Origin of the sequence: Pantoea dispersa (assembly GCF_019890955.1) — a bacterium.
Lineage (GTDB): Bacteria > Pseudomonadota > Gammaproteobacteria > Enterobacterales > Enterobacteriaceae > Pantoea > Pantoea dispersa.
Genome location: NZ_CP082346.1, coordinates 1,801,203 through 1,818,598, shown reverse-complemented (window position 1 = coordinate 1,818,598; position 17,396 = coordinate 1,801,203). Strand labels below are relative to the sequence as shown.

The 17,396-nt window shown below is 56.6% G+C and carries 22 protein-coding genes; 10 read left to right on the top strand and 12 right to left on the bottom strand.

Annotated features, from left to right (window positions below; translation table 11 throughout):
• The first annotated feature begins 65 nt into the window (after positions 1 to 65).
• A complete protein-coding gene (rsmF, locus tag K7H94_RS08370; protein WP_420874727.1) occupies positions 66 to 1,490 on the top strand; it encodes a 16S rRNA (cytosine(1407)-C(5))-methyltransferase RsmF in 1,425 nt (474 codons plus the stop codon).
• A gap of 6 nt (positions 1,491 to 1,496) precedes the next feature.
• Here rsmF and K7H94_RS08365 read toward each other — a convergent pair whose 3' ends face one another.
• Positions 1,497 to 2,144, bottom strand: a complete 648-nt coding sequence (locus K7H94_RS08365) for a metallophosphoesterase (protein WP_127834766.1) — start codon at positions 2,142 to 2,144, stop codon at positions 1,497 to 1,499.
• Positions 2,145 to 2,395: 251 nt separating this feature from the next.
• Between K7H94_RS08365 and K7H94_RS08360 the strand changes: the two genes are divergently transcribed.
• Complete coding sequence (locus tag K7H94_RS08360) at positions 2,396 to 3,127, top strand: class I SAM-dependent methyltransferase (RefSeq protein WP_141495361.1); 732 nt, start codon at positions 2,396 to 2,398, stop codon at positions 3,125 to 3,127.
• A gap of 232 nt (positions 3,128 to 3,359) precedes the next feature.
• Entirely contained in the window at positions 3,360 to 4,121 is a 762-nt protein-coding gene (locus K7H94_RS08355; protein ID WP_088518139.1) for a hypothetical protein, read from the top strand.
• A 42-nt stretch (positions 4,122 to 4,163) separates the two neighbouring features.
• On the opposite strand, the gene K7H94_RS08350 is transcribed toward K7H94_RS08355, so the two are convergent.
• Positions 4,164 to 4,334, bottom strand: a complete 171-nt coding sequence (locus K7H94_RS08350) for a hypothetical protein (protein WP_021510008.1) — start codon at positions 4,332 to 4,334, stop codon at positions 4,164 to 4,166.
• Positions 4,335 to 4,720: 386 nt separating this feature from the next.
• On the opposite strand from K7H94_RS08350, the gene K7H94_RS08345 reads away from it, so the two are divergent.
• From K7H94_RS08345 to K7H94_RS08335, 3 genes are all read left to right on the top strand, one after another.
• Positions 4,721 to 4,951 carry a hypothetical protein gene (locus K7H94_RS08345; RefSeq protein ID WP_021510007.1) on the top strand — a complete coding sequence of 77 codons (231 nt, stop codon included), beginning with the start codon at positions 4,721 to 4,723 and terminating at the stop codon, positions 4,949 to 4,951.
• A 75-nt stretch (positions 4,952 to 5,026) separates the two neighbouring features.
• The gene (locus K7H94_RS08340) at positions 5,027 to 5,419 is read left to right on the top strand and encodes a YgiW/YdeI family stress tolerance OB fold protein (RefSeq protein ID WP_058757753.1); all 393 of its coding nucleotides are present in this window, start codon (positions 5,027 to 5,029) and stop codon (positions 5,417 to 5,419) included.
• Positions 5,420 to 5,488: 69 nt separating this feature from the next.
• Positions 5,489 to 5,659 (top strand): hypothetical protein, encoded by a 171-nt coding sequence (locus K7H94_RS08335; RefSeq protein ID WP_215800925.1) that lies wholly within the window; start codon positions 5,489 to 5,491, stop codon positions 5,657 to 5,659.
• Positions 5,660 to 6,110: 451 nt separating this feature from the next.
• On the opposite strand, the gene ymcF is transcribed toward K7H94_RS08335, so the two are convergent.
• The 3 genes from ymcF to K7H94_RS08325 all read right to left on the bottom strand — a co-directional run bounded on the left by ymcF (position 6,111) and on the right by K7H94_RS08325 (position 7,031).
• The gene (ymcF, locus tag K7H94_RS22980) at positions 6,111 to 6,260 is read right to left on the bottom strand and encodes a cold shock small protein YmcF (protein ID WP_223815600.1); all 150 of its coding nucleotides are present in this window, start codon (positions 6,258 to 6,260) and stop codon (positions 6,111 to 6,113) included.
• 20 nt (positions 6,261 to 6,280) lie between these two features.
• The gene (locus tag K7H94_RS08330) at positions 6,281 to 6,493 is read right to left on the bottom strand and encodes a cold shock domain-containing protein (protein ID WP_222951951.1); all 213 of its coding nucleotides are present in this window, start codon (positions 6,491 to 6,493) and stop codon (positions 6,281 to 6,283) included.
• A 379-nt stretch (positions 6,494 to 6,872) separates the two neighbouring features.
• Positions 6,873 to 7,031 (bottom strand): hypothetical protein, encoded by a 159-nt coding sequence (locus K7H94_RS08325; RefSeq protein WP_223815598.1) that lies wholly within the window; start codon positions 7,029 to 7,031, stop codon positions 6,873 to 6,875.
• A 324-nt stretch (positions 7,032 to 7,355) separates the two neighbouring features.
• On the opposite strand from K7H94_RS08325, the gene K7H94_RS22975 reads away from it, so the two are divergent.
• Entirely contained in the window at positions 7,356 to 7,580 is a 225-nt protein-coding gene (locus K7H94_RS22975; protein WP_150057898.1) for a hypothetical protein, read from the top strand.
• 470 nt (positions 7,581 to 8,050) lie between these two features.
• Here the strand turns inward: K7H94_RS22975 and K7H94_RS08320 are convergent, their stop codons facing one another.
• Genes K7H94_RS08320 through copC form a run of 3 tightly spaced genes read right to left on the bottom strand, consistent with a single transcriptional unit; the run spans position 8,051 to position 9,685 of the window.
• On the bottom strand, positions 8,051 to 8,398 hold the full coding sequence (locus K7H94_RS08320; protein WP_104188982.1) for a YebY family protein: 348 nt from the start codon (positions 8,396 to 8,398) through the stop codon (positions 8,051 to 8,053).
• A 28-nt stretch (positions 8,399 to 8,426) separates the two neighbouring features.
• The gene (gene copD, locus K7H94_RS08315; protein WP_222951950.1) at positions 8,427 to 9,308 is read right to left on the bottom strand and encodes a copper homeostasis membrane protein CopD; all 882 of its coding nucleotides are present in this window, start codon (positions 9,306 to 9,308) and stop codon (positions 8,427 to 8,429) included.
• Entirely contained in the window at positions 9,308 to 9,685 is a 378-nt protein-coding gene (gene copC / locus K7H94_RS08310) for a copper homeostasis periplasmic binding protein CopC (RefSeq protein WP_222951949.1), read from the bottom strand. The genes copD and copC overlap by 1 nt, the downstream gene beginning before the upstream one ends.
• A gap of 153 nt (positions 9,686 to 9,838) precedes the next feature.
• Here copC and K7H94_RS08305 point away from each other — a divergent pair, with 153 nt between their 5' ends.
• Both K7H94_RS08305 and exoX read left to right on the top strand, forming a co-directional pair.
• Positions 9,839 to 10,069, top strand: coding sequence for a DNA polymerase III subunit theta (locus K7H94_RS08305; RefSeq protein ID WP_010616356.1), 231 nt, complete (start codon positions 9,839 to 9,841; stop codon positions 10,067 to 10,069).
• Between the two features lie 3 nt (positions 10,070 to 10,072).
• Entirely contained in the window at positions 10,073 to 10,741 is a 669-nt protein-coding gene (exoX, locus tag K7H94_RS08300; RefSeq protein WP_021509985.1) for an exodeoxyribonuclease X, read from the top strand.
• On the opposite strand, the gene K7H94_RS08295 is transcribed toward exoX, so the two are convergent.
• Both K7H94_RS08295 and K7H94_RS08290 read right to left on the bottom strand, forming a co-directional pair.
• The gene (locus tag K7H94_RS08295) at positions 10,735 to 12,798 is read right to left on the bottom strand and encodes a S9 family peptidase (protein WP_222951948.1); all 2,064 of its coding nucleotides are present in this window, start codon (positions 12,796 to 12,798) and stop codon (positions 10,735 to 10,737) included. The genes exoX and K7H94_RS08295 overlap by 7 nt on opposite strands.
• 119 nt (positions 12,799 to 12,917) lie before the next feature.
• Positions 12,918 to 13,559: a tellurite resistance TerB family protein gene (locus K7H94_RS08290; RefSeq protein ID WP_222951947.1), complete on the bottom strand. Its 642-nt coding sequence runs from the start codon at positions 13,557 to 13,559 to the stop codon at positions 12,918 to 12,920.
• Positions 13,560 to 13,720: 161 nt separating this feature from the next.
• On the opposite strand from K7H94_RS08290, the gene purT reads away from it, so the two are divergent.
• On the top strand, positions 13,721 to 14,899 hold the full coding sequence (gene purT, locus K7H94_RS08285) for a formate-dependent phosphoribosylglycinamide formyltransferase (protein ID WP_031280195.1): 1,179 nt from the start codon (positions 13,721 to 13,723) through the stop codon (positions 14,897 to 14,899).
• A gap of 85 nt (positions 14,900 to 14,984) precedes the next feature.
• On the opposite strand, the gene K7H94_RS08280 is transcribed toward purT, so the two are convergent.
• Both K7H94_RS08280 and zwf read right to left on the bottom strand, forming a co-directional pair.
• The gene (locus K7H94_RS08280) at positions 14,985 to 15,632 is read right to left on the bottom strand and encodes a bifunctional 4-hydroxy-2-oxoglutarate aldolase/2-dehydro-3-deoxy-phosphogluconate aldolase (RefSeq protein ID WP_222951946.1); all 648 of its coding nucleotides are present in this window, start codon (positions 15,630 to 15,632) and stop codon (positions 14,985 to 14,987) included.
• 279 nt (positions 15,633 to 15,911) lie between these two features.
• Positions 15,912 to 17,387 (bottom strand): glucose-6-phosphate dehydrogenase, encoded by a 1,476-nt coding sequence (gene zwf / locus K7H94_RS08275; RefSeq protein ID WP_021509979.1) that lies wholly within the window; start codon positions 17,385 to 17,387, stop codon positions 15,912 to 15,914.
• Positions 17,388 to 17,396: the final 9 nt, after the last annotated feature.

Sequence of the window (17,396 nt, the reverse complement as noted above, 5' to 3'; positions counted from 1 at the left end):
TGCGCACGGCTGTACCTGAGCCGGGCTCGGCGTTACACTTCGCCCTCACTTTGTTAGTCCGGTAGATATCCGTGTCCGATCGTTTTCCTGAAGATTTTCTCGCGCTGATGCGCGCCAGCCTGGCCGACGAGGCCGAACTCGAACGCTTTCTCGCCATCAGTCAGCAGCCGCTGCGCCGCAGTCTGCGCGTCAATACGCTGAAAATCTGCGTGGAGGATTTTCTCACGCGCGTGGCGGGCTACGGCTGGCAGCTGACGCCGATTCCGTGGTGTCGGGAAGGCTTCTGGATTGCGCGTGATGACGAATCGCTGCCGCTCGGCAGCGTCGCGGAACACCTCAGCGGTCTGTTCTATATTCAGGAAGCCAGCTCAATGCTGCCGGTCACCGCGCTGTTTGACGCCGCGCCGGATGCCCGCCAGGTGATGGACGTGGCCGCTGCGCCGGGCTCTAAAACCACGCAAATGGCCGCGCTGATGCGCAATCAGGGCGCGATCCTCGCCAATGAATACTCCGCCAGCCGGATGAAAGTGCTGCATGCCAATATCAGCCGCTGCGGCGTCAGCAATGTGGCGCTGACCCATTTTGACGGGCGCGTCTTTGGTGCCGCGCTGCCGGAACAGTTCGATGCCGTACTGCTGGATGCGCCCTGCTCCGGCGAAGGCGTGGTGCGCAAAGATGCTGACGCGCTGCGCAACTGGACGCTGGCCAGCACCGAGGCCATCGCCGCCACCCAGCGCGATTTACTCGACAGCGCTTTTCACGCGCTGCAACCGGGCGGCACGCTGATTTACTCGACCTGTACGCTTAATACTATCGAAAACCAGCAGGTGATTGCCTGGCTGCAGCAGCGCTATCCGCAGGCGCTGGAAATTGTGCCGCTCAACGATCTGTTCGCTGGTGCCGAACGCGCGCTGACGCCGGAAGGGTTCCTGCACGTGTTTCCGCATATCTTCGACAGCGAAGGCTTTTTCGTCGCGCGGCTGCGCAAAACTGCCAGCGTGCCGCCATTGCCGGCGCCGACCTACAAACTCGGCAAGCTGCCCTTCTCGCCCGCCAGCCGCAAGCTGGTGGCGGAGGTGGCGCAGGCCGCGCACAAGGTGGGACTGCACTGGGATGAGAGCCTGACACTGTGGCAGCGCGACAAAGAGCTGTGGCTGTTCCCGGCGGCGCTGGAGAGCTGGCTCAGCAAAGTGCGTTTCTCGCGTATCGGTCTCAAACTGGCGGAAACCTTCCCGAAAGGCTTTCGCTGGCAGCATGAAGCGGTGGTGGCGCTGGCGCAACCGGACAGCGCGCTGGCGTTCGAACTGGACGAAGCGCAGGCGGAAAGCTGGTATCGCGGTCAGGATATTCATCCCGACACGCCGCCCGCGCGCGATGAAGTGATCGTCACCCACCAGCAGCAGCCGCTGGGCCTGGCGAAACGCGTCGGAAGCCGCATCAAAAACAGCTATCCGCGTGAACTGGTGCGCGACGGTCGGCTGTTCCGCTAACACGCATTACTGCAACTGCACCAGCGTCAGGCGGTTGCCAAATACCGCGCCGGTATCAATGTAATGCTGATTCGCGGCGTTAAGCGGCTGCTCCAGCGGCGTATGGCCAAAGTAGAACGCACTGGCACCGGCGATCGGCTGCGAGCGGCCGCGCTGATGGCGAGCGAGCCGGTCGCGGCTCCAGACGACCTGATGCCAGTCGACATCCTGTCCCAGTGCGTAGGCACTGGCAGGATAGTCGGCATGAGCAATGACAATGACGCGCTCCTCGAATTGCAGATGTAAAATCAGCGGCAGTTCGGCACAGCGCTTCAGCGCATGACGCGCGGCAATCAGCCGCGCACCGCTCAGCTGCCAGAACCAGTCCCCGCCGTTCATCATCCACAGCATCGGATCGTCGCCCTGCAGCGCATCGAGCGCCATCTGCTCGTGATTACCGCGCACGCAGCGGAACCACGGCTCTTCCAGCAGTTGCAGACAGCCAAGGCTGTCCGGCCCGCGGTCGATTAAATCCCCGACCGATAGCAGCAGATCCTGTTGCCGATCAAAGCCCTGCCGCAGCAGCTGCGCATCAAGCTGCGCGCGGCAGCCGTGCAAATCACCGACCACCCAAATATTGCGCCAGTTATTTGCACGCAGCGTCTGATAAAACATGTAATCTGCCCCGGTTGACTGGAAGTTTAGTAAACCCGGCATAAAGTATAGTCCGGTGAGGGGTAGCCGCGGAGGCATCAGCGTGAGCAGTCGGAAACAGTTTGTTGGCATCCTCGTGATGATTTTTATTGGCAGCCTGCTGCTGCTGGAGTCGCTCGCGCGCCTGGTGCATCTGCTTTTTGTTGGCTGAGCGGTGTTTCATGCCGCGCTAAACGCTTACACTCCTTTGCGTCTTACTGAAAGGAGTCTCCATGAGTCAGAATATCTACGATAACCCCGAATTTTTTGCTGGCTACGCCACCCTGCCGCGTTCGGTCAACGGACTGGACGGCGCGCCCGAGTGGCCCGCGCTGCGGGCCATGCTGCCTGAGCTGCGTGACCAGCGCGTGCTGGATTTGGGCTGCGGCTACGGCTGGTTTTGTCGTTACGCGCAGCAGCAAGGCGCGCGTGAAGTTGTGGGGCTGGATGTGTCAGAAAAAATGCTGGCGCAGGCCGCTGCCATGACCGATCGGCCCGGCATCACTTATCAGCGCGCTGATCTCGAAACCCTGCAGCTCAGCAGCACTTTTGACGTGGTGTACAGTTCGCTGGCGCTGCACTATCTAAGCCATATCGACGCCCTGTTTGCCACGATCTTTCATGCGTTACGTCCCGGCGGCGCGCTGGTGTTTTCATGCGAGCACCCGATTTATACCGCTCCGCGTCAGCAGGAGTGGATCATTGATGATGCCGGGCAGCGCAGCTGGCCAGTCAATCAGTATCAGCAGGAAGGGGAACGAGTCAGCAACTGGTTTGCTGCCGGCGTGAAGAAGCAGCACCGCAAACTGGCAACGTGGATCAATGCGCTGATTGCCGCCGGTCTGGTGATTGAACGGCTGGATGAGTGGGGTCCGGATGTACAGCAGGTAGCGGAGAATCCGGCGCTGGAAGAGGAGCGCGAGCGTCCGATGCTGTTTTTGCTGGCGGCGCGCAGGCCGCTGTAAGGTTTTCAGCAGTGGCTGCATCCTGCAGCCCTGTGAAAATTCCCCCCGGCGCTTATCTCCGGCACTCAATCAAGGTGTTAGCTCTGTAAGGGACGGCACCTACTGTAACGCTTAAGATTATTCCGAACAAGTTAAATGATATTAACTATCATTCTCAACTATTGATCTGGCGCGCTGTTAATGCCCGTTGCGTTTGTGTCGCTTCTGTCTGCTAAATCTCACAGGAGCCCGCATGATCACTGACTACACCTTTAACTATCTGGATGGCCTGGATGTGCACTATCGTTATAAACCGGCCAGTCTGGATAATCAGCATCTGTTGATTGTCATGTCCGGGTTTAACCTGCCCGATCCTACCGTGTATGATTTTACTTTGCTGGAGCACACCCGTGCAGCCGTGTTATGGATCAAAGACGATTTCAACGGTTTGCCAGCGTATTACCTGTGTAACAATCTTCAGTTCAACATCGAGCACGGCGTCAGCCAGCTCATCCGGGCGGTGATTGAGCTAACCCAACCTTCTGACGTGACCATTCTCGGCGCGTCGAAAGGCGGCAGTGCCGCGCTCTACTTCGGTATCCGCCACAACATCAGAAACATTATTACTGCAGTACCGCAGTTTTTTCTCGGTGACTATGCAAGCCAGATTTGGCCCAGCGTGGGTAAAGCGATGATGGGAGAGATAAGCCCGGCTGCGGTCGCGTTGCTAAATAAATACCTGCCCAATGCCGTGCGTCGCGATCGCCAGACGCAGAAAAATATTTATCTGTTTACAGCACTGGCCGATCATCAGCGCGAGCAGGAAGTGTTACCGCACCTCGGGCTGCTGGAAAAATACAGTAATTTCAATCTGATTGAATCGTCATCACCCTGTATCACGCAACATAATGAGGTGACCCGCTATAACCTCAACCTGATTCTGGCGCTGATATATCAGCTGGAGCAGAATATCACCCCGCGCTGGGGCCATATTCGCAACGGCAGCAGTTGGTAACGGCGCAGCTAAAAATCATAGGTTGGCTATGACGAATCCCGGCTAACGCGTGATTAAAAAGATCGCCAGCATAAAACCGATAAACAAACCGGCAAAGGTCAGCAAACCGGTGCGCGGCGTTTTGGCCTGACCGACAATCGCGCCGATAAAAATGCTCAGAATGGTGAGCGTGCCAATCATTACCCAGAGAAGATAGTGTGTATTTGCTGCCATGCGAAATCCTGTTAAGCGGCCATCAATCAATGCGCCCTGTTATACCATTTTTCGCTGTGGCTGGCTGCTGCAAATATCCGCTGCGTTGCGCTCAGCATGCCAATGCATCGTATGTGACAACGTCACTTGCGTATTATCTCACGCAATGTTATTGCGCTTAATAAATGCGCTAATTGAGCAAATAAAGTCCGGCAACAAGGGTACCGACGGAAATAATATGGAATAGCTCAGTCATGGTAGCGACCTCAATTTAATGCCTGTACGACTCAGTCAAGAACAGCATCTGGCGTTCGTCAAATCATCACCGCCTGCAATAAGCGCAGCCGATGGCATAAATACCAATCGATGCTTAACTGAATACGTACCCATAAGACAGGAGGAAAGCCATGAGCCAGTCTGCATTAGCCACCTACCTTGCGTTAAGCGACGACGACCTCAATGAGATGGGCATCCGTCCGGACACGCTGTTCGAAGCGCAGCCCGACGATAACGGCGCCGCCGGTTACTATTTCAACGTACCGGACACCACGCCGCAGCGCGTGCTAGGGCAGAAACGCTGGTCGCTGGGCGATCGCATCGACATTCCGGCCAGCGTGCTAAATAACGATTCAGCGTAACGGCTCCCGCGATGCGCGATCCTGTGCCAGGCTTAAGTCATTGTGGAATGTTGCAATCAAGAGGGAATGATTATGATGAAAAAAACGGTACTGGCGTCACTGCTCATGGTGTTTAGTCTGGGCGCTATCGCTGAACAGGGCGGCTTTGAGGGCGGTAAAACCCCGCCGCCGCAGAAACAACAGGACGCCGGTTATAAAGGTTCTGAAGATACCGGCCAGACACATATCGAACAGATTCGGGATTTTCGTCAGGGCGGCTATGTCACGCTGGAAGGTTATATCGTTAAAAAGTTAAGCGGTGATAATTATCAGTTTCGCGACAGCACCGGCACCGTGACCATTAAGGCTGCAGCCGATACCTTCAAAGGCAAAACCTATAACGCCGAGGATCAGGTACGGGTAAGCGGCAAAGTGTATGGCCGGGGCGAGAATACCCGTGTGGATGTTGCACGTATCGAAGAACCTTAATGCATTATCGTCCGGTCCGCCGTCGCGTGTGCGGCGGACATTATCATCCCCTTCGCAGGAAATCATTGCATGAAGAGCCTGTTTGCCAGTCTGTTAATCCTCTCCACCCTGACCGCGCTGGCTGGCTGTCAGCAACCTGAACGGCCAATTGGTACGGACGGACGCCCTAATGTCCCTGCAGAACAACCGGTGCCCGGCGGCCCAATGAGTAAGGGGCCGGTAGGTCAGCCGCAGGCCTGACCGCAGAAGAAATCAGCAATATCTCTTTATAAGAAACCGGCATCAGAGGAAAAAAACCTCCCGCAGGAGGTTTATCACCTAGATCGGTTTCTGCCCATCGTATTCGCCGGTGTCATCATCGTCATCAAGCGGCTCTTCACCGGGCACCTGCGCATCATCAGGCAACGGAGTGACATCATCGGGTCGTTCTGACATAAGCACCTCCATACCCCACATTGGGTAATAACTATTTTAGTTCCCTTATCCTTCAGCCCGGCGGTTTTATCACGCATCTGTGAATTAAGCGTAAGAAGTAAATTAGTTATGGGTTAACGCTTTGCTTATCGCCTGCCCTCGGCTAACGCGATAAACAAAAAAGGCCACCCGAAGGTGACCAATAATAGGGTACTCGCTGCGTTAGTCATCAGGTGTGGTTATTAATTTATTTCGCCACATGAATAACACAACTGAATTAATTCGCTTCTTTCATCACATACAACGACGAGGCAATGGCAATCATAATCGACTTACAAAAAATACATTTTGCGCCGAGTGGATTTTGCCTGTTCCTGTCAAAAACGGACTGGCGATATTGAGAGCCCTGACATTGTGGGCATCTCATAGCATTAATTACTGTAATAATCAGAGACCTGTAACGTTAACAGCTGACGGACCTTTAGGGCCGTTTTCTACAAAGAATTCAACTTTCTGACCGTCATCGAGTGAACGGAAGTCAGTTCCCTGAATGGCAGAGAAATGGACGAAAACGTCTTTGCTGCCGTCTTCCGGAGAAATGAAGCCGAAACCTTTCTCAGCGTTGAACCATTTTACTGTACCGAGCATTTTATTTGACATGTTTATACCTTGATAATGAGCCATATGGCATTAGAGGCTGAACCGCAGCGACACATCAGAACCTGAGATAAAACTCAAAGAGAAAGGCACAGGAAAGGCACTAACACAGATGAGAGATACAAAACGAACTAACTATGGGACTGTCTGCTTATCAGACCGGAGACGCATTAACGCACGTCTGGCGGATAAACACAAGGGGTAATAAAATTTAATGGCCAATTAAAGGCGTAACGAAACGGTGAACGCTCCGCGTTTAAAGTTTTAAGTGGATAGAATCAGTCACTATTTTAATCGCTGAAAGCCTCAGGCATTTAAAATAATTATTTTGCTGCGGCCACGACTGTCATTTTGTCTGATAAAGAGTAGATGTACATGGCATTTAGAGTTTTGCTGTGGTCATGATGTCTCGGAGCACCGTGGTGTGCATCTCGATCCACTGATTGGCCACCCGCAGTGTTTGATGCCAGCTCAGGCGGTCAAGTTCTTTGATGAGGTCGAAGGTGCTGATGATATAGCGACCGGCAACGTCGCGTTTCACCACTTGCTGAAAGCAATTATGAATTGCAACAATCGCTTAGCGCAGAAATAATGTAGTTTGAGGCAATAAAAAACTTACTTAAATGCAACCGTTCATGCCATGCTTTACCCGGAGCATTACAGAAGTATCGCGCTGCAGTGTCCGCGCGGCATTGACCCGTTTTATCTTTAAGTTGCAATTACCGTTACCTTATGAAATGAAGCAGAAGACGCGTAGGAGCTGTACGACTTTTACATCATGATAATAAATATACGACGAAATTATGAAGCCAAGAAAAACCCAGAATCTGCACACCAACCCGATTTATCATAAGGATGCGTATAAATGAGTATAATTTTTGTTCCCCCGCTTATCACGCTTCTACTTAGCAGGGAGAGTGAGAAAGGCAGCCCACTGACTGAGGATGAAGTAAATAGTATCAGAGACGATGCGACAGCTATCAGTCTGGATAGTGAAACTGCTTTGGCGATGGCGGAGAGCCGCGGCTATCGGGATATAGACCCTGAAAATTGCTGGGCAGAGTGGTTGGCATTCAGGAGCGATAAGTAGCGTCTAAGAGTCTGGTGTCAGTGAAATACATGCCGCTTATACGCAGCGGAGAATTAGGGAAATTTTGCGCAAAGGTTGCCAGGCTATAAGAACATGTCCAGGACCAAAAAGTATCGGGATTGACGCGGTCAGGAATACGTGATGATTTAACCTGAGCATGAATATTTCGGAAAATTTTCGGACATCTTCGCACAGGCCTGAAAAATATCCTTTAATAACATATAGATAAAAAAAGACCCAATACGATTCCTGTATCGGGTCCAGGGAAATGGCTCGTTGAGAGCCGTGCGCTAAAAGTTGGCATTTTTGCAGGCGAGGACGCCTTGCCTTTTAAAGGTAGACCAGCATCGGTGATTTTCCAGCCAGCGGGCTTCGCCGCCGGCAAAAGCTGCCAACTCTGTGATCGGGCTGGCACTAACGGCTGGCAGGCGCAGCGGCAAAAATGTGCGCTACGCCTGAAAATGCAGGGATTATTTACCGCACAGCTGCTGGGCGCGATCGACGATCGGCTGCAGGCTCATCTTTTGTCCGGGATGCGCTTTATCGGCGGCAAGGATGGTATCGATGGACTGCAATGTGCCCTGCCCGGCATTGCCGCGCGCCAGCGCTTTATCATTGAGCGGATACTGCAGCAGCGTGCTGGGGTTAATGGCAAACAGCGCGCCATCTTTCTCGCAAGTCAGCATCACCTCTTCACGGGTGAACGGCCATTTATCTTTGCCCATTTCAAAACGGCTGATGGTGATAATCTGCCCGGCGAACGCCTGGCTGCACAACGCCATCAGTAACCCAGCTGGAATCAGTTTCTTCAGCAAAATCTCGACCTCATCTCATCTTTTAACAGACTCAGGCCGGCGAAAGCGTGGCAAACACGCTCACCAGCCCGATAACAATCAACGCCAGCAGCAGCTCGAGCTGCGTCAGACGGATAAAAAGTTTCGGTGCCCGGCTTGCGGCCAGGCGAAAACGCGGCACCAGCAGATAGCGATTAAGCAGCGCAATCAGCACCATCAGTGCCACTAGCAACGCTTTACTCACCAGCAGCTCGCTCCACAGCGTGGCGGTCCAGTTGAGCGGCGTACCGGCAATTAGCAGGCTGTTGACCGTGCCGGTAACAATCGCCATCGCCACGGCCAGATGACCATAGCGTGAAAAGCGCATCATGCTGCGAATGGCATCGGTGCGCCAGGCAATGTTACGCGCCTCGCGCATTAATAGCAGCAGCGGCAGCAGACCACCGGCCCAGAAGGCGGCCGCGATCAAGTGCAGCGCATGATTCCCCTGCTGCAGCAGTCCCGCCATGCCGTCGCGCATCGCCGCATGGCCGACGCCCGCCAGTGCCACCAGCTGCAACAGCGCAGTCGCCAGTAACGCCTGCTGGCGCAAATTACCACGCAGGCGCAGCGCCAGCGTGCTGAGCAGGGCAAACAGGATAACCCAGCGCCACACCGCGCCGAAGCGCGTGCCCAGCACCGCCAGCCAGACGTCGATGCTGGCGATACTGCGCCAGTCGCCGCTCATCAGCCCGGTCTGCGCCGCCAGCATCAACAGCGCACTGAGTAAACTCAGCACGGCGCTGTATCCCATCAGCCGCCGCCAGCGCTGTGCCAGCACCGGTCGGTAGCGCGCCGGCGCCAGCAGCGCGGTATAAAATGCACTGCCGGTCAGCAGAAACAGCGCCAGAAAATGCAGCGCCCGCAGGCCGATCCATAACGCGCTAAGACTCATTACTTCACGCTGAAGCTGTAACTACCTTTCGTTTTGTGGCCGTCCACTGACAGCACGTGCCAGTTGACCTGATAGTGGCCCGACGCCAGCGGCTGGGCGATCGGCACAATTAGCTGATCGTGCTGCTGCGGATTCAGCTGGGCTTTCTCCAGCGCCACCGGTTGCTGCTGCGCGTTGATCATTTCCACGCCGCTGAATGCCGGTTCAATATCTTCGGTAAATGTCATGGTGAGTTGCTGCGGCGCGCGCTCCACCACGGCGTTATCCGCCGGCACCGGGGCTTTCAGGTGGGCATGTGCCAGAGCCAGCTGGCTGAAGCCCAGCGTCGCGCCCGCCAGCAGTAGCGCGATAACGCGCCTGGATGCAGTTTTCATCATCACGTCTTCCCTTTTAACTGCGGCACTGCGCCGCAAATGTGGCAGCAGGATACGCCGCTGCTTTTAGGCTGTCGAGACTTGCGGTGCGATCCAATTCCCTTGATCCAGCAGGGCGAAACCATTATTTTTGCCCCTGTTTATCAGGAGAAAAGCATGAGCCAAAACCTTGCCCTGCTGTCGCAGGAAGAGAAAGACAAAGTTAACGTCGATCTCGCCGCCGCTGGCGTGGCGTTTAAAGAGCGCTACAACATGCCGGTGATCGCCGAGATGGTGGAGCGCGAGCAGCCGGAAGCGCTGCGCGACTGGTTCCGTCAGCGCCTGATGGCCTATCGCCAGGCATCGCTCAGTCTCTCCCGCTTGCCCTACGAACCTAAGCAGAAATAATTTATGTTACGCGTAATCGATACGGAAACCTGTGGCCTGCAGGGCGGCGTGGTGGAAGTGGCGTCGGTGGATGTCATTGACGGACAGATCGTCAATCCGATGAGCGATCTGATCTGCCCGGATCGGCCCATCAGTCGTCAGGCGATGGCGGTGCACCGCATCACTGAAGCCATGGTGGTGGGCAAACCGACCATCGAAGAGGCGATTGGCCGCTATCACGGTAGCCCGCACTATGTGGCACATAACGCCAGCTTTGACCGGCGCATGCTGCCGACGATGCCAGGCGAATGGATCTGCACCATGACGCTGGCGCGCCAGCTGTGGCCGGGCATTAAATACGGTAATCAGGCGCTGCGCCACAGCCTCAAACTTGAAGTGTCGCCGCCGGATGATCTGCACGCGCACCGCGCACTGTACGATTGCTACGTCACCGCCGCGCTGCTGATCCGCATTATGGAAACCTCCGGCTGGAGCGCCAGTGAGATGGTGAGTCGCTGCCAGCCGGCGCCGGTCAGCGACGAAGTGTTCCCGTTTGGTAAATATCGTGGTCAGAGCATCGGCAGCATCGCGCGTAAAGATCCGGGCTATCTGCGCTGGGTACTGGAAAACGTGCGTGATTTGCGCGCGCCGCTGCGGCAGACGCTGCGCAAATACGTTAAGGACACTCAGTAATCGCTGCGCGGCGGCAGCGTGCCCTGCGCCAGGGCGATCAGGAAAGTGAACTCCTGCGCCACGCCTTCATAGGATTTATAACGTCCTGATTTGCCGCCGTGGCCGGAATCCATATCGGTGCAGAGTAACAGCAGCGCATCGTTGGTGCGCAACTCACGCAGCTTTGCCACCCACTTCGCCGGCTCCCAGTACTGTACCTGCGAATCGTGCAGCCCGGTGGTCACCAGCAGGTGCGGATACGCCTGCGCCGTCACGTTGTCATACGGGCTGTACTGGCGGATGTAGCGATAGAATTCCGCCTGCTCCGGATTGCCCCACTCATCATATTCACCGGTGGTCAGCGGAATCGACGGATCGAGCATGGTCGTGACCACATCGACAAACGGCACCTGAGCGATCACGCCGTTAAACAGCTGAGGCGCCATATTCAGCACGCCGCCCATCAGCAAGCCCCCGGCACTGCCGCCCATGGCGTACAGCTGCTGCGGGTTACCGTAACCTTTCGCCACCAGCGCTTCAGTGACATCAATGAAATCGGTGAAGCTGTTCATTTTATGTTGCAGCCGGCCATCGTCATACCACTGCTGACCCAACTCGCCGCCGCCGCGCACGTGGATAATCGCGTAGATGAAACCGCGCTCCAGCAAACTGATGCGGCTGGTGCCGAAACTGGCCTCCATGCTGCTGCCATACGCGCCGTAGCCGTACGCCAGCAGCGGATTGGCGCCGCGCTGAAAATGTTTGCGGTGATAAACCAGTGAGACCGGCACATCCGTGCCGTCGCGCACCGTGATCCACAGGTGTTCACTTTTGTAGTCGGCAGAGTCAAAGCCCGGCACCGGGGTTTGCTTGAGAATGCGCCGCTCGCCGGTCTCCATGTTCAGTTCGAACAGCGTGGTCGGCGTCGTCATCGACGAGTAGCCGTAGCGCAGCGTGTCACTTTCCGGCGTGGGGTTGTAGGCCAGCCAGGTGACATAGGCCGGATCGTCAAAGGCAATACCGTAGCTCTCACCGCTGGCCCAGTTAATCTGTCGCAGCGTGTTTACCCCGCGCTGACGCTCTTCGACCACCAGCCAGTTACGAAACAGCTGGAAATCTTCCATCACTACGTGGTCGCGCGGCGGAATCAGGGTTTGCCAGCGATCTTCAGCCAGCCACGCGCTGCGGTACAGGCCGAAATTTTTGCCGTCGCGGTTGGAGCGAATGAAGAACTGGTGATCATAGTGATCGATGCTGTATTCATGATCGCGCCGCCGCGGACAAAACACCTGCGGCTGTGCGTCCGGATATTCCGCGTCAATCAGCAGAATTTCACTGGTGGTAGTGCTGAACAGCGCGATCAGGATGAAGTGTTCCGAGGTGGTTTTATGCACGCTAAGGTGGAAAGACTCATCCTGCTCTTCATACACCAGCTGATCTTCCGACTGCGGATGCCCCAGTTCGTGACGCCACACCTGATAAGCCAGCAGCGTTTTCGGATGCTTGCGTACGTAGTAGAGGGTGCGTGAGTCGTTGGCCCACGCCACGCTGGAGGACGCGTCGCGCAGCACCTCCGGATACCAGCTGCCGCTGTTGAGATTACGAAAGCGGATACCGTACTGGCGGCGCGATAAAAAATCTTCCGCCAGCGCCATCACCTGGTTATCCGGGCTGATATCCAGCGTGCCCATGGTGTAAAAGTCACTGTGCGCGGCGCGCTGGTTGCCATCCAGCAGCAGTTGCCACGGCTGGTCGGCGGGCGCATCCACCGGCTGGCGGAAATAGGCTGCGTACTCATTGCCGGCTTCGTAACGGCTCTGGTAGCGATAGCCGCGTTTTACGTACGGTACCGAGTGGTCCTGCGCCGGCAGCCGATCGATGATCTCTTTCAGTACCCGATCCTGCAGCGCATCCTGCGAGGCCATCATCGCTTTACCGTAGCGGTTTTCCGCCTCCAGATAAGCCAGTACCTCGGGGTTTTGCCGGTCATCATCACGCAGCCAGAAATAGTTATCGGTGCGCGTTTCGCCGTGTAACGTCATGTGGTGGGGGATTTTTTTCGCTTGCGGCTGATTCATTACAGAGTTTCTCCCTGAAAGACGACATCCTGCAAGCGTGGCACTTCTGGCAGAGGAAGCCAAGCCGGAAACGCACGCGAAGTGTAACCGGAGGCCGCCGCAACCGCCTCCGGCGTGACTCAGGCCGCTTTTTCCGCCGCGATGTCGCGCTGAATACCGTCGCGCACGTCCTGCGGGATTTTCAGCGCATCGCCGAGCGCGGAGAGGTAGCTGCGTTCCATGAAATGATCGACATCGATCGCCGCACAGCTAAGGAAATAGAGTTCCAGCGCTTCCTCTTCGTTTTTCACGTCGGCGGCCAGCCATTGCGGATCGAGCGGACGGTTCATTGCCTGCTGAATCAGCGCTTCCGCCTGCGCACCGTAACCGGCCTGATGGATATTCTGTTCGATGGCCGTGCGCTCGCGATCGTCAATGTGCCCGTCGCTTTTCGCAGCAAACACCAGCGCGGTTACCAGTCGCTCCGCGCGCTGGTCGAGCGGCGTCTGCAGCTGGCCAAACGCAGGCTCATCCTGATGGGTTTCCCGCACGTGCTGCTTGTATTTATTCCACAGCACCGCGCCTGCCGCCGCCCCGCCGCCGACCAGCAGCGCGGTGCCGCCGTATTTGGTTAACAGCTTGCGCGACGATTTGCTGGCAACCAGTAAACCCGCCAGACCACCCAGCGCGCCGGGTGCCAGCATATCGCTCAGGCCGCCTGATTTGCCGTCACCGCCCTTCTTTGCCAGAACCGATTGAATTTGCTGCAGCCAGTTACTCATCGTTTAACTCCTGTTTAAGTTTCCGCTCACTATGCTGCCGCACGCTGTGTCAGTTAACGTCAGAGCCGGCAAAGTATGGCAAAGCCGGACGTGCGCAATGCGTGAGTACGCAAACGTTTTCGTTTATACTGCGCGCGCATTTTGACTGCTAAGGTGAAATTATGACGACTCTCGGAACCGCGCTGCGTCCTGCCGCAACGCGTGTCATGCTGTTAGGTTCAGGTGAATTAGGCAAAGAGGTGGCGCTGGAGTGTCAGCGTCTCGGGGTGGAAGTGATCGCCGTCGATCGCTATGCCGATGCCCCGGCGATGCACGTTGCGCATCGCAGCCACGTCATTAACATGCTGGACGGTGATGCACTGGCGGCGCTGATTGCGCAGGAGCAGCCCCACTTTGTGGTGCCGGAAATTGAAGCCATCGCCACCGAAAAACTGCTGGAGCTGGAAGCGCAGGGGCAAAAAGTGGTGCCGACGGCCCGTGCTGCACGTCTGACCATGAACCGCGAAGGCATTCGCCGTCTGGCGGCAGAAGAGCTGGCGTTACCGACCTCAACCTATCAGTTTGCGGATAGCAAAGCGCGTTTCGTCGCGGCCGCGCATGAGATCGGTTTCCCCTGCATCGTGAAACCGGTAATGAGCTCCTCCGGTAAAGGCCAGAGCTTCATTCGCGAAGCCAGCCAGCTGGATCACGCCTGGGATTATGCGCAGCAAGGCGGACGCGCGGGCGCGGGCCGGGTGATCGTCGAGGGCGTCGTGAAGTTCGATTTTGAAATCACCCTGCTGACCATCAGCGCGGTGGACGGCATCCACTTCTGCGCGCCAATTGGCCATCGTCAGGAAGACGGTGATTATCGGGAATCCTGGCAGCCGCAGCAGATGAGCGAACTGGCCCTGCAGCGCGCGCAGGATATCGCCGCTAACGTGGTGAAAGCGCTCGGCGGTTACGGCCTGTTTGGCGTGGAGCTGTTTGTGTGCGGCGACGAGGTGGTGTTCAGCGAAGTCTCTCCGCGTCCGCACGATACCGGTATGGTGACGCTGATTTCGCAGGATCTCTCTGAGTTCGCGCTGCACGTGCGCGCCTTCCTCGGCCTGCCGATTGGCGGCATTCGCCAGTATGGACCGGCAGCGTCGGCGGTGATCCTGCCACAGCTCGATAGCCACAACGTGCAGTTCGTGAATGTGGAAGCCGCACTTGGCGCCGGTTTGCAGCTGCGCCTGTTTGGTAAGCCGGAAATCGCGGGGCAGCGCCGTCTGGGTGTCGCGCTGGCGACCGGTGACAGCACCGATGATGCCGTGGCCCGCGCCATTGCCAGCGCCGCAGCCGTGCAGGTTCAGGGCTGATTGCCCGGGTGGTGACGCAGCGCCATCACCACCCGCAAAATTTGATCGCTGCCGCGTTGCAGTTACGCGGCAGCGCTATTCGCGATCAGCGGTGTGAAGCCGCACCTGCCACAGCCTCACGCGCCAGTTGCGTAATGCGATCCCAGTCGCCGCTCTCCAGCGCATCGTTTGGCACCAGCCACGAACCGCCAATACACAGCACGCTTTTCAGCGCCAGATAGTCACGATAGTTGGCCGGTGAAATGCCGCCGGTTGGGCAGAAACGCACCTGCGGGAATGGACCACCAATCGCCGCCAGCGCTTTGACGCCACCGTTAGCCTCTGCCGGGAAGAACTTGAACTCGCGCAAACCATAATCCATGCCGACCATCAGTTCTGACACGGTGCTGACGCCTGGAATCAGCGGCACCGGGCCTTCCACCGCCGCCTTGAGCAGTGGTTCGGTGAGCCCCGGGCTAATGACAAACTGCGCGCCGGCGTCGGTCACTTCTTTCAGCTGCTGGGTATTGATCACCGTGCCGGCACCCACAATCGCTTCCGGGACTTCTTTGATCATTGCCCGCAGCGCATCCATCGCCACCGGCGTGCGCAGCGTCACTTCCAGCACGCGTACGCCACCTGCCACCAGCGCTTTGGCCATTGGCACCGCATGTTCCAGCTTGTTAACGACAATCACCGGCACAACCGGGCCGGTAGTCAGAATCTGTTCCGCACTCGTTTTCCAGTTCTTCATTACGTTTCCTCAGGAGAGACAGCCCGACGCGCGGTCACGCTGTCAGAAAGAGAGCCCTACCATACAAGATCGGCCGGACGGACGTCTATTGGATATCATCAATTTTTGAAACCGCGGTTCATTTTTGAATGATTGCCTGGTGCGCATCATTCCGCATCCGTCTGCAGAGTCGCCATTCATGGCGACCAGGGTAAACCCTCGCTGACTAAAAACAAAACGCCCCTGGCAAAGAGCGCAGGGGCGTTATCATGAATCACTTAGTCAGCGATGCAGGAGCGGTTATTCAAACTCGTTCCACGAACGGCCGTCGCGGGTGATCATCGCCACCGACGCGACCGGGCCCCAGGTGCCGGCCTGATACGGTTTGGAGGCGTCGCCATCCGCATTCCACGCTTCAATAATCGAATCGACATAGGTCCACGCCGCTTCAACTTCATCGCGGCGCACAAACAGTGCCTGAATGCCGCGCATGGTTTCCAGCAGCAGACGCTCGTAGGCATCCGCCAGATGCGACTGATTGAAGGTTTCGGAGTAGCTCAGATCCAGCTTGGTGGTCTGCAGCTTGTGCTTGTGATCGAGACCCGGCACCTTATTGAGGATCTCAATATCCACGCCCTCATCCGGCTGCAGACGAATCGTCAGCTTGTTCTGCGGCAGCTCGGCGTAAGAGTCCTTAAACAGGTTCATTTCCGGGTTTTTGAAGTACACCACCACTTCTGAGCACTTGGTCGGCAGACGCTTACCGGTGCGCAGGTAGAAAGGCACGCCCGCCCAGCGCCAGTTATCGATATCCACGCGGATGGCGACGAAGGTTTCGGTGCTGCTCTGCTTGTTAGCTCCCTCTTCTTCCAGGTAGCCCGGCACTTTTTTGCCCTGCACAAAACCGGCAGTGTACTGACCGCGTACGGTTTTCTCGCGCACGTTGGTCTGGTCAATGCGGCGAAGCGAGCGCAGCACTTTCACCTTCTCATCACGAATCGCGTCGGCACTGAGATCGGACGGCGGCGACATGGCGATCATGGTCAGGATCTGCAGCAGGTGGTTCTGGATCATGTCACGCATCTGGCCGGCTTTATCGAAGTAACCCCAGCGGCCTTCGATACCCACCTCTTCCGCCACGGTGATCTGCACGTGGTCGATGGTGCGGTTGTCCCAGTTATTGACGAAAATCGAGTTGGCAAAACGCAGCGCCAGCAGGTTGAGCACCGTCTCTTTACCAAGGTAATGGTCGATACGGAACACCTGGCTTTCATCGAAGAATTTACCGACGCTGTCGTTGATCTCCTGCGAGGTCTCCAGCGAGGTGCCGAGCGGCTTCTCCATCACCACGCGCGCCGGTTTGGCGTTGAGTTTAGCGGCGCCCAGGCCTTCACAGATGGCGCCAAAGGTGCTCGGCGGCATGGCAAAGTAGTTGATGGTGACGCGGTTTTTCTGATCCAGCATCTTGCCCAGTTTCGAGAAGTGCGAGGTGTCGTTAACGTCGAGGTTGCAGAAGTCGAGACGGCCGCTGAGTTTGTCCCACAGCGCTTCGTCAATCTTCTCCTTCATGAAGGTTTCCAGCGCTTCACGCACCACTTTGGTGTAGGCCTCTTTGTCCCACTCCGCGCGACCCACGCCAATAATGCGCGTGGTATCGTGAATCTGACCGGCTTTCTCCAGCTGATACAGTGAAGGCAACAGTTTCCGGCGTGCAAGATCGCCTTTGGCACCGAAAATCACCAGATCGCATGCCTGGGCTGTTTGTGTTACCGCCATTTTCCTCTC

Bases quoted from the DNA above. Each gene is read 5' to 3' on its own strand.
- K7H94_RS08365 (WP_127834766.1), bottom strand. From the start codon at position 2,144: ATGTTTTATCAGACGCTGCGTGCAAATAACTGGCGCAATATTTGGGTG.
- K7H94_RS08335 (WP_215800925.1), top strand. From the start codon at position 5,489: ATGAAGAGCCTGTTTGCCAGTCTGTTAATCCTCTCCACCCTGACCGCG.
- K7H94_RS08360 (WP_141495361.1), top strand. From the start codon at position 2,396: ATGAGTCAGAATATCTACGATAACCCCGAATTTTTTGCTGGCTACGCC.
- K7H94_RS08345 (WP_021510007.1), top strand. From the start codon at position 4,721: ATGAGCCAGTCTGCATTAGCCACCTACCTTGCGTTAAGCGACGACGAC.
- K7H94_RS08305 (WP_010616356.1), top strand. From the start codon at position 9,839: ATGAGCCAAAACCTTGCCCTGCTGTCGCAGGAAGAGAAAGACAAAGTT.
- purT (WP_031280195.1), top strand. From the start codon at position 13,721: ATGACGACTCTCGGAACCGCGCTGCGTCCTGCCGCAACGCGTGTCATG.
- K7H94_RS08280 (WP_222951946.1), bottom strand. From the start codon at position 15,632: ATGAAGAACTGGAAAACGAGTGCGGAACAGATTCTGACTACCGGCCCG.
- K7H94_RS08355 (WP_088518139.1), top strand. From the start codon at position 3,360: ATGATCACTGACTACACCTTTAACTATCTGGATGGCCTGGATGTGCAC.
- K7H94_RS08340 (WP_058757753.1), top strand. From the start codon at position 5,027: ATGAAAAAAACGGTACTGGCGTCACTGCTCATGGTGTTTAGTCTGGGC.
- copD (WP_222951950.1), bottom strand. From the start codon at position 9,308: ATGAGTCTTAGCGCGTTATGGATCGGCCTGCGGGCGCTGCATTTTCTG.
- K7H94_RS08295 (WP_222951948.1), bottom strand. From the start codon at position 12,798: ATGAATCAGCCGCAAGCGAAAAAAATCCCCCACCACATGACGTTACAC.
- K7H94_RS08330 (WP_222951951.1), bottom strand. From the start codon at position 6,493: ATGTCAAATAAAATGCTCGGTACAGTAAAATGGTTCAACGCTGAGAAA.
- copC (WP_222951949.1), bottom strand. From the start codon at position 9,685: ATGATGAAAACTGCATCCAGGCGCGTTATCGCGCTACTGCTGGCGGGC.
- exoX (WP_021509985.1), top strand. From the start codon at position 10,073: ATGTTACGCGTAATCGATACGGAAACCTGTGGCCTGCAGGGCGGCGTG.
- ymcF (WP_223815600.1), bottom strand. From the start codon at position 6,260: ATGAGATGCCCACAATGTCAGGGCTCTCAATATCGCCAGTCCGTTTTT.
- K7H94_RS08290 (WP_222951947.1), bottom strand. From the start codon at position 13,559: ATGAGTAACTGGCTGCAGCAAATTCAATCGGTTCTGGCAAAGAAGGGC.
- zwf (WP_021509979.1), bottom strand. From the start codon at position 17,387: ATGGCGGTAACACAAACAGCCCAGGCATGCGATCTGGTGATTTTCGGT.
- K7H94_RS22975 (WP_150057898.1), top strand. From the start codon at position 7,356: ATGAGTATAATTTTTGTTCCCCCGCTTATCACGCTTCTACTTAGCAGG.
- K7H94_RS08350 (WP_021510008.1), bottom strand. From the start codon at position 4,334: ATGGCAGCAAATACACACTATCTTCTCTGGGTAATGATTGGCACGCTC.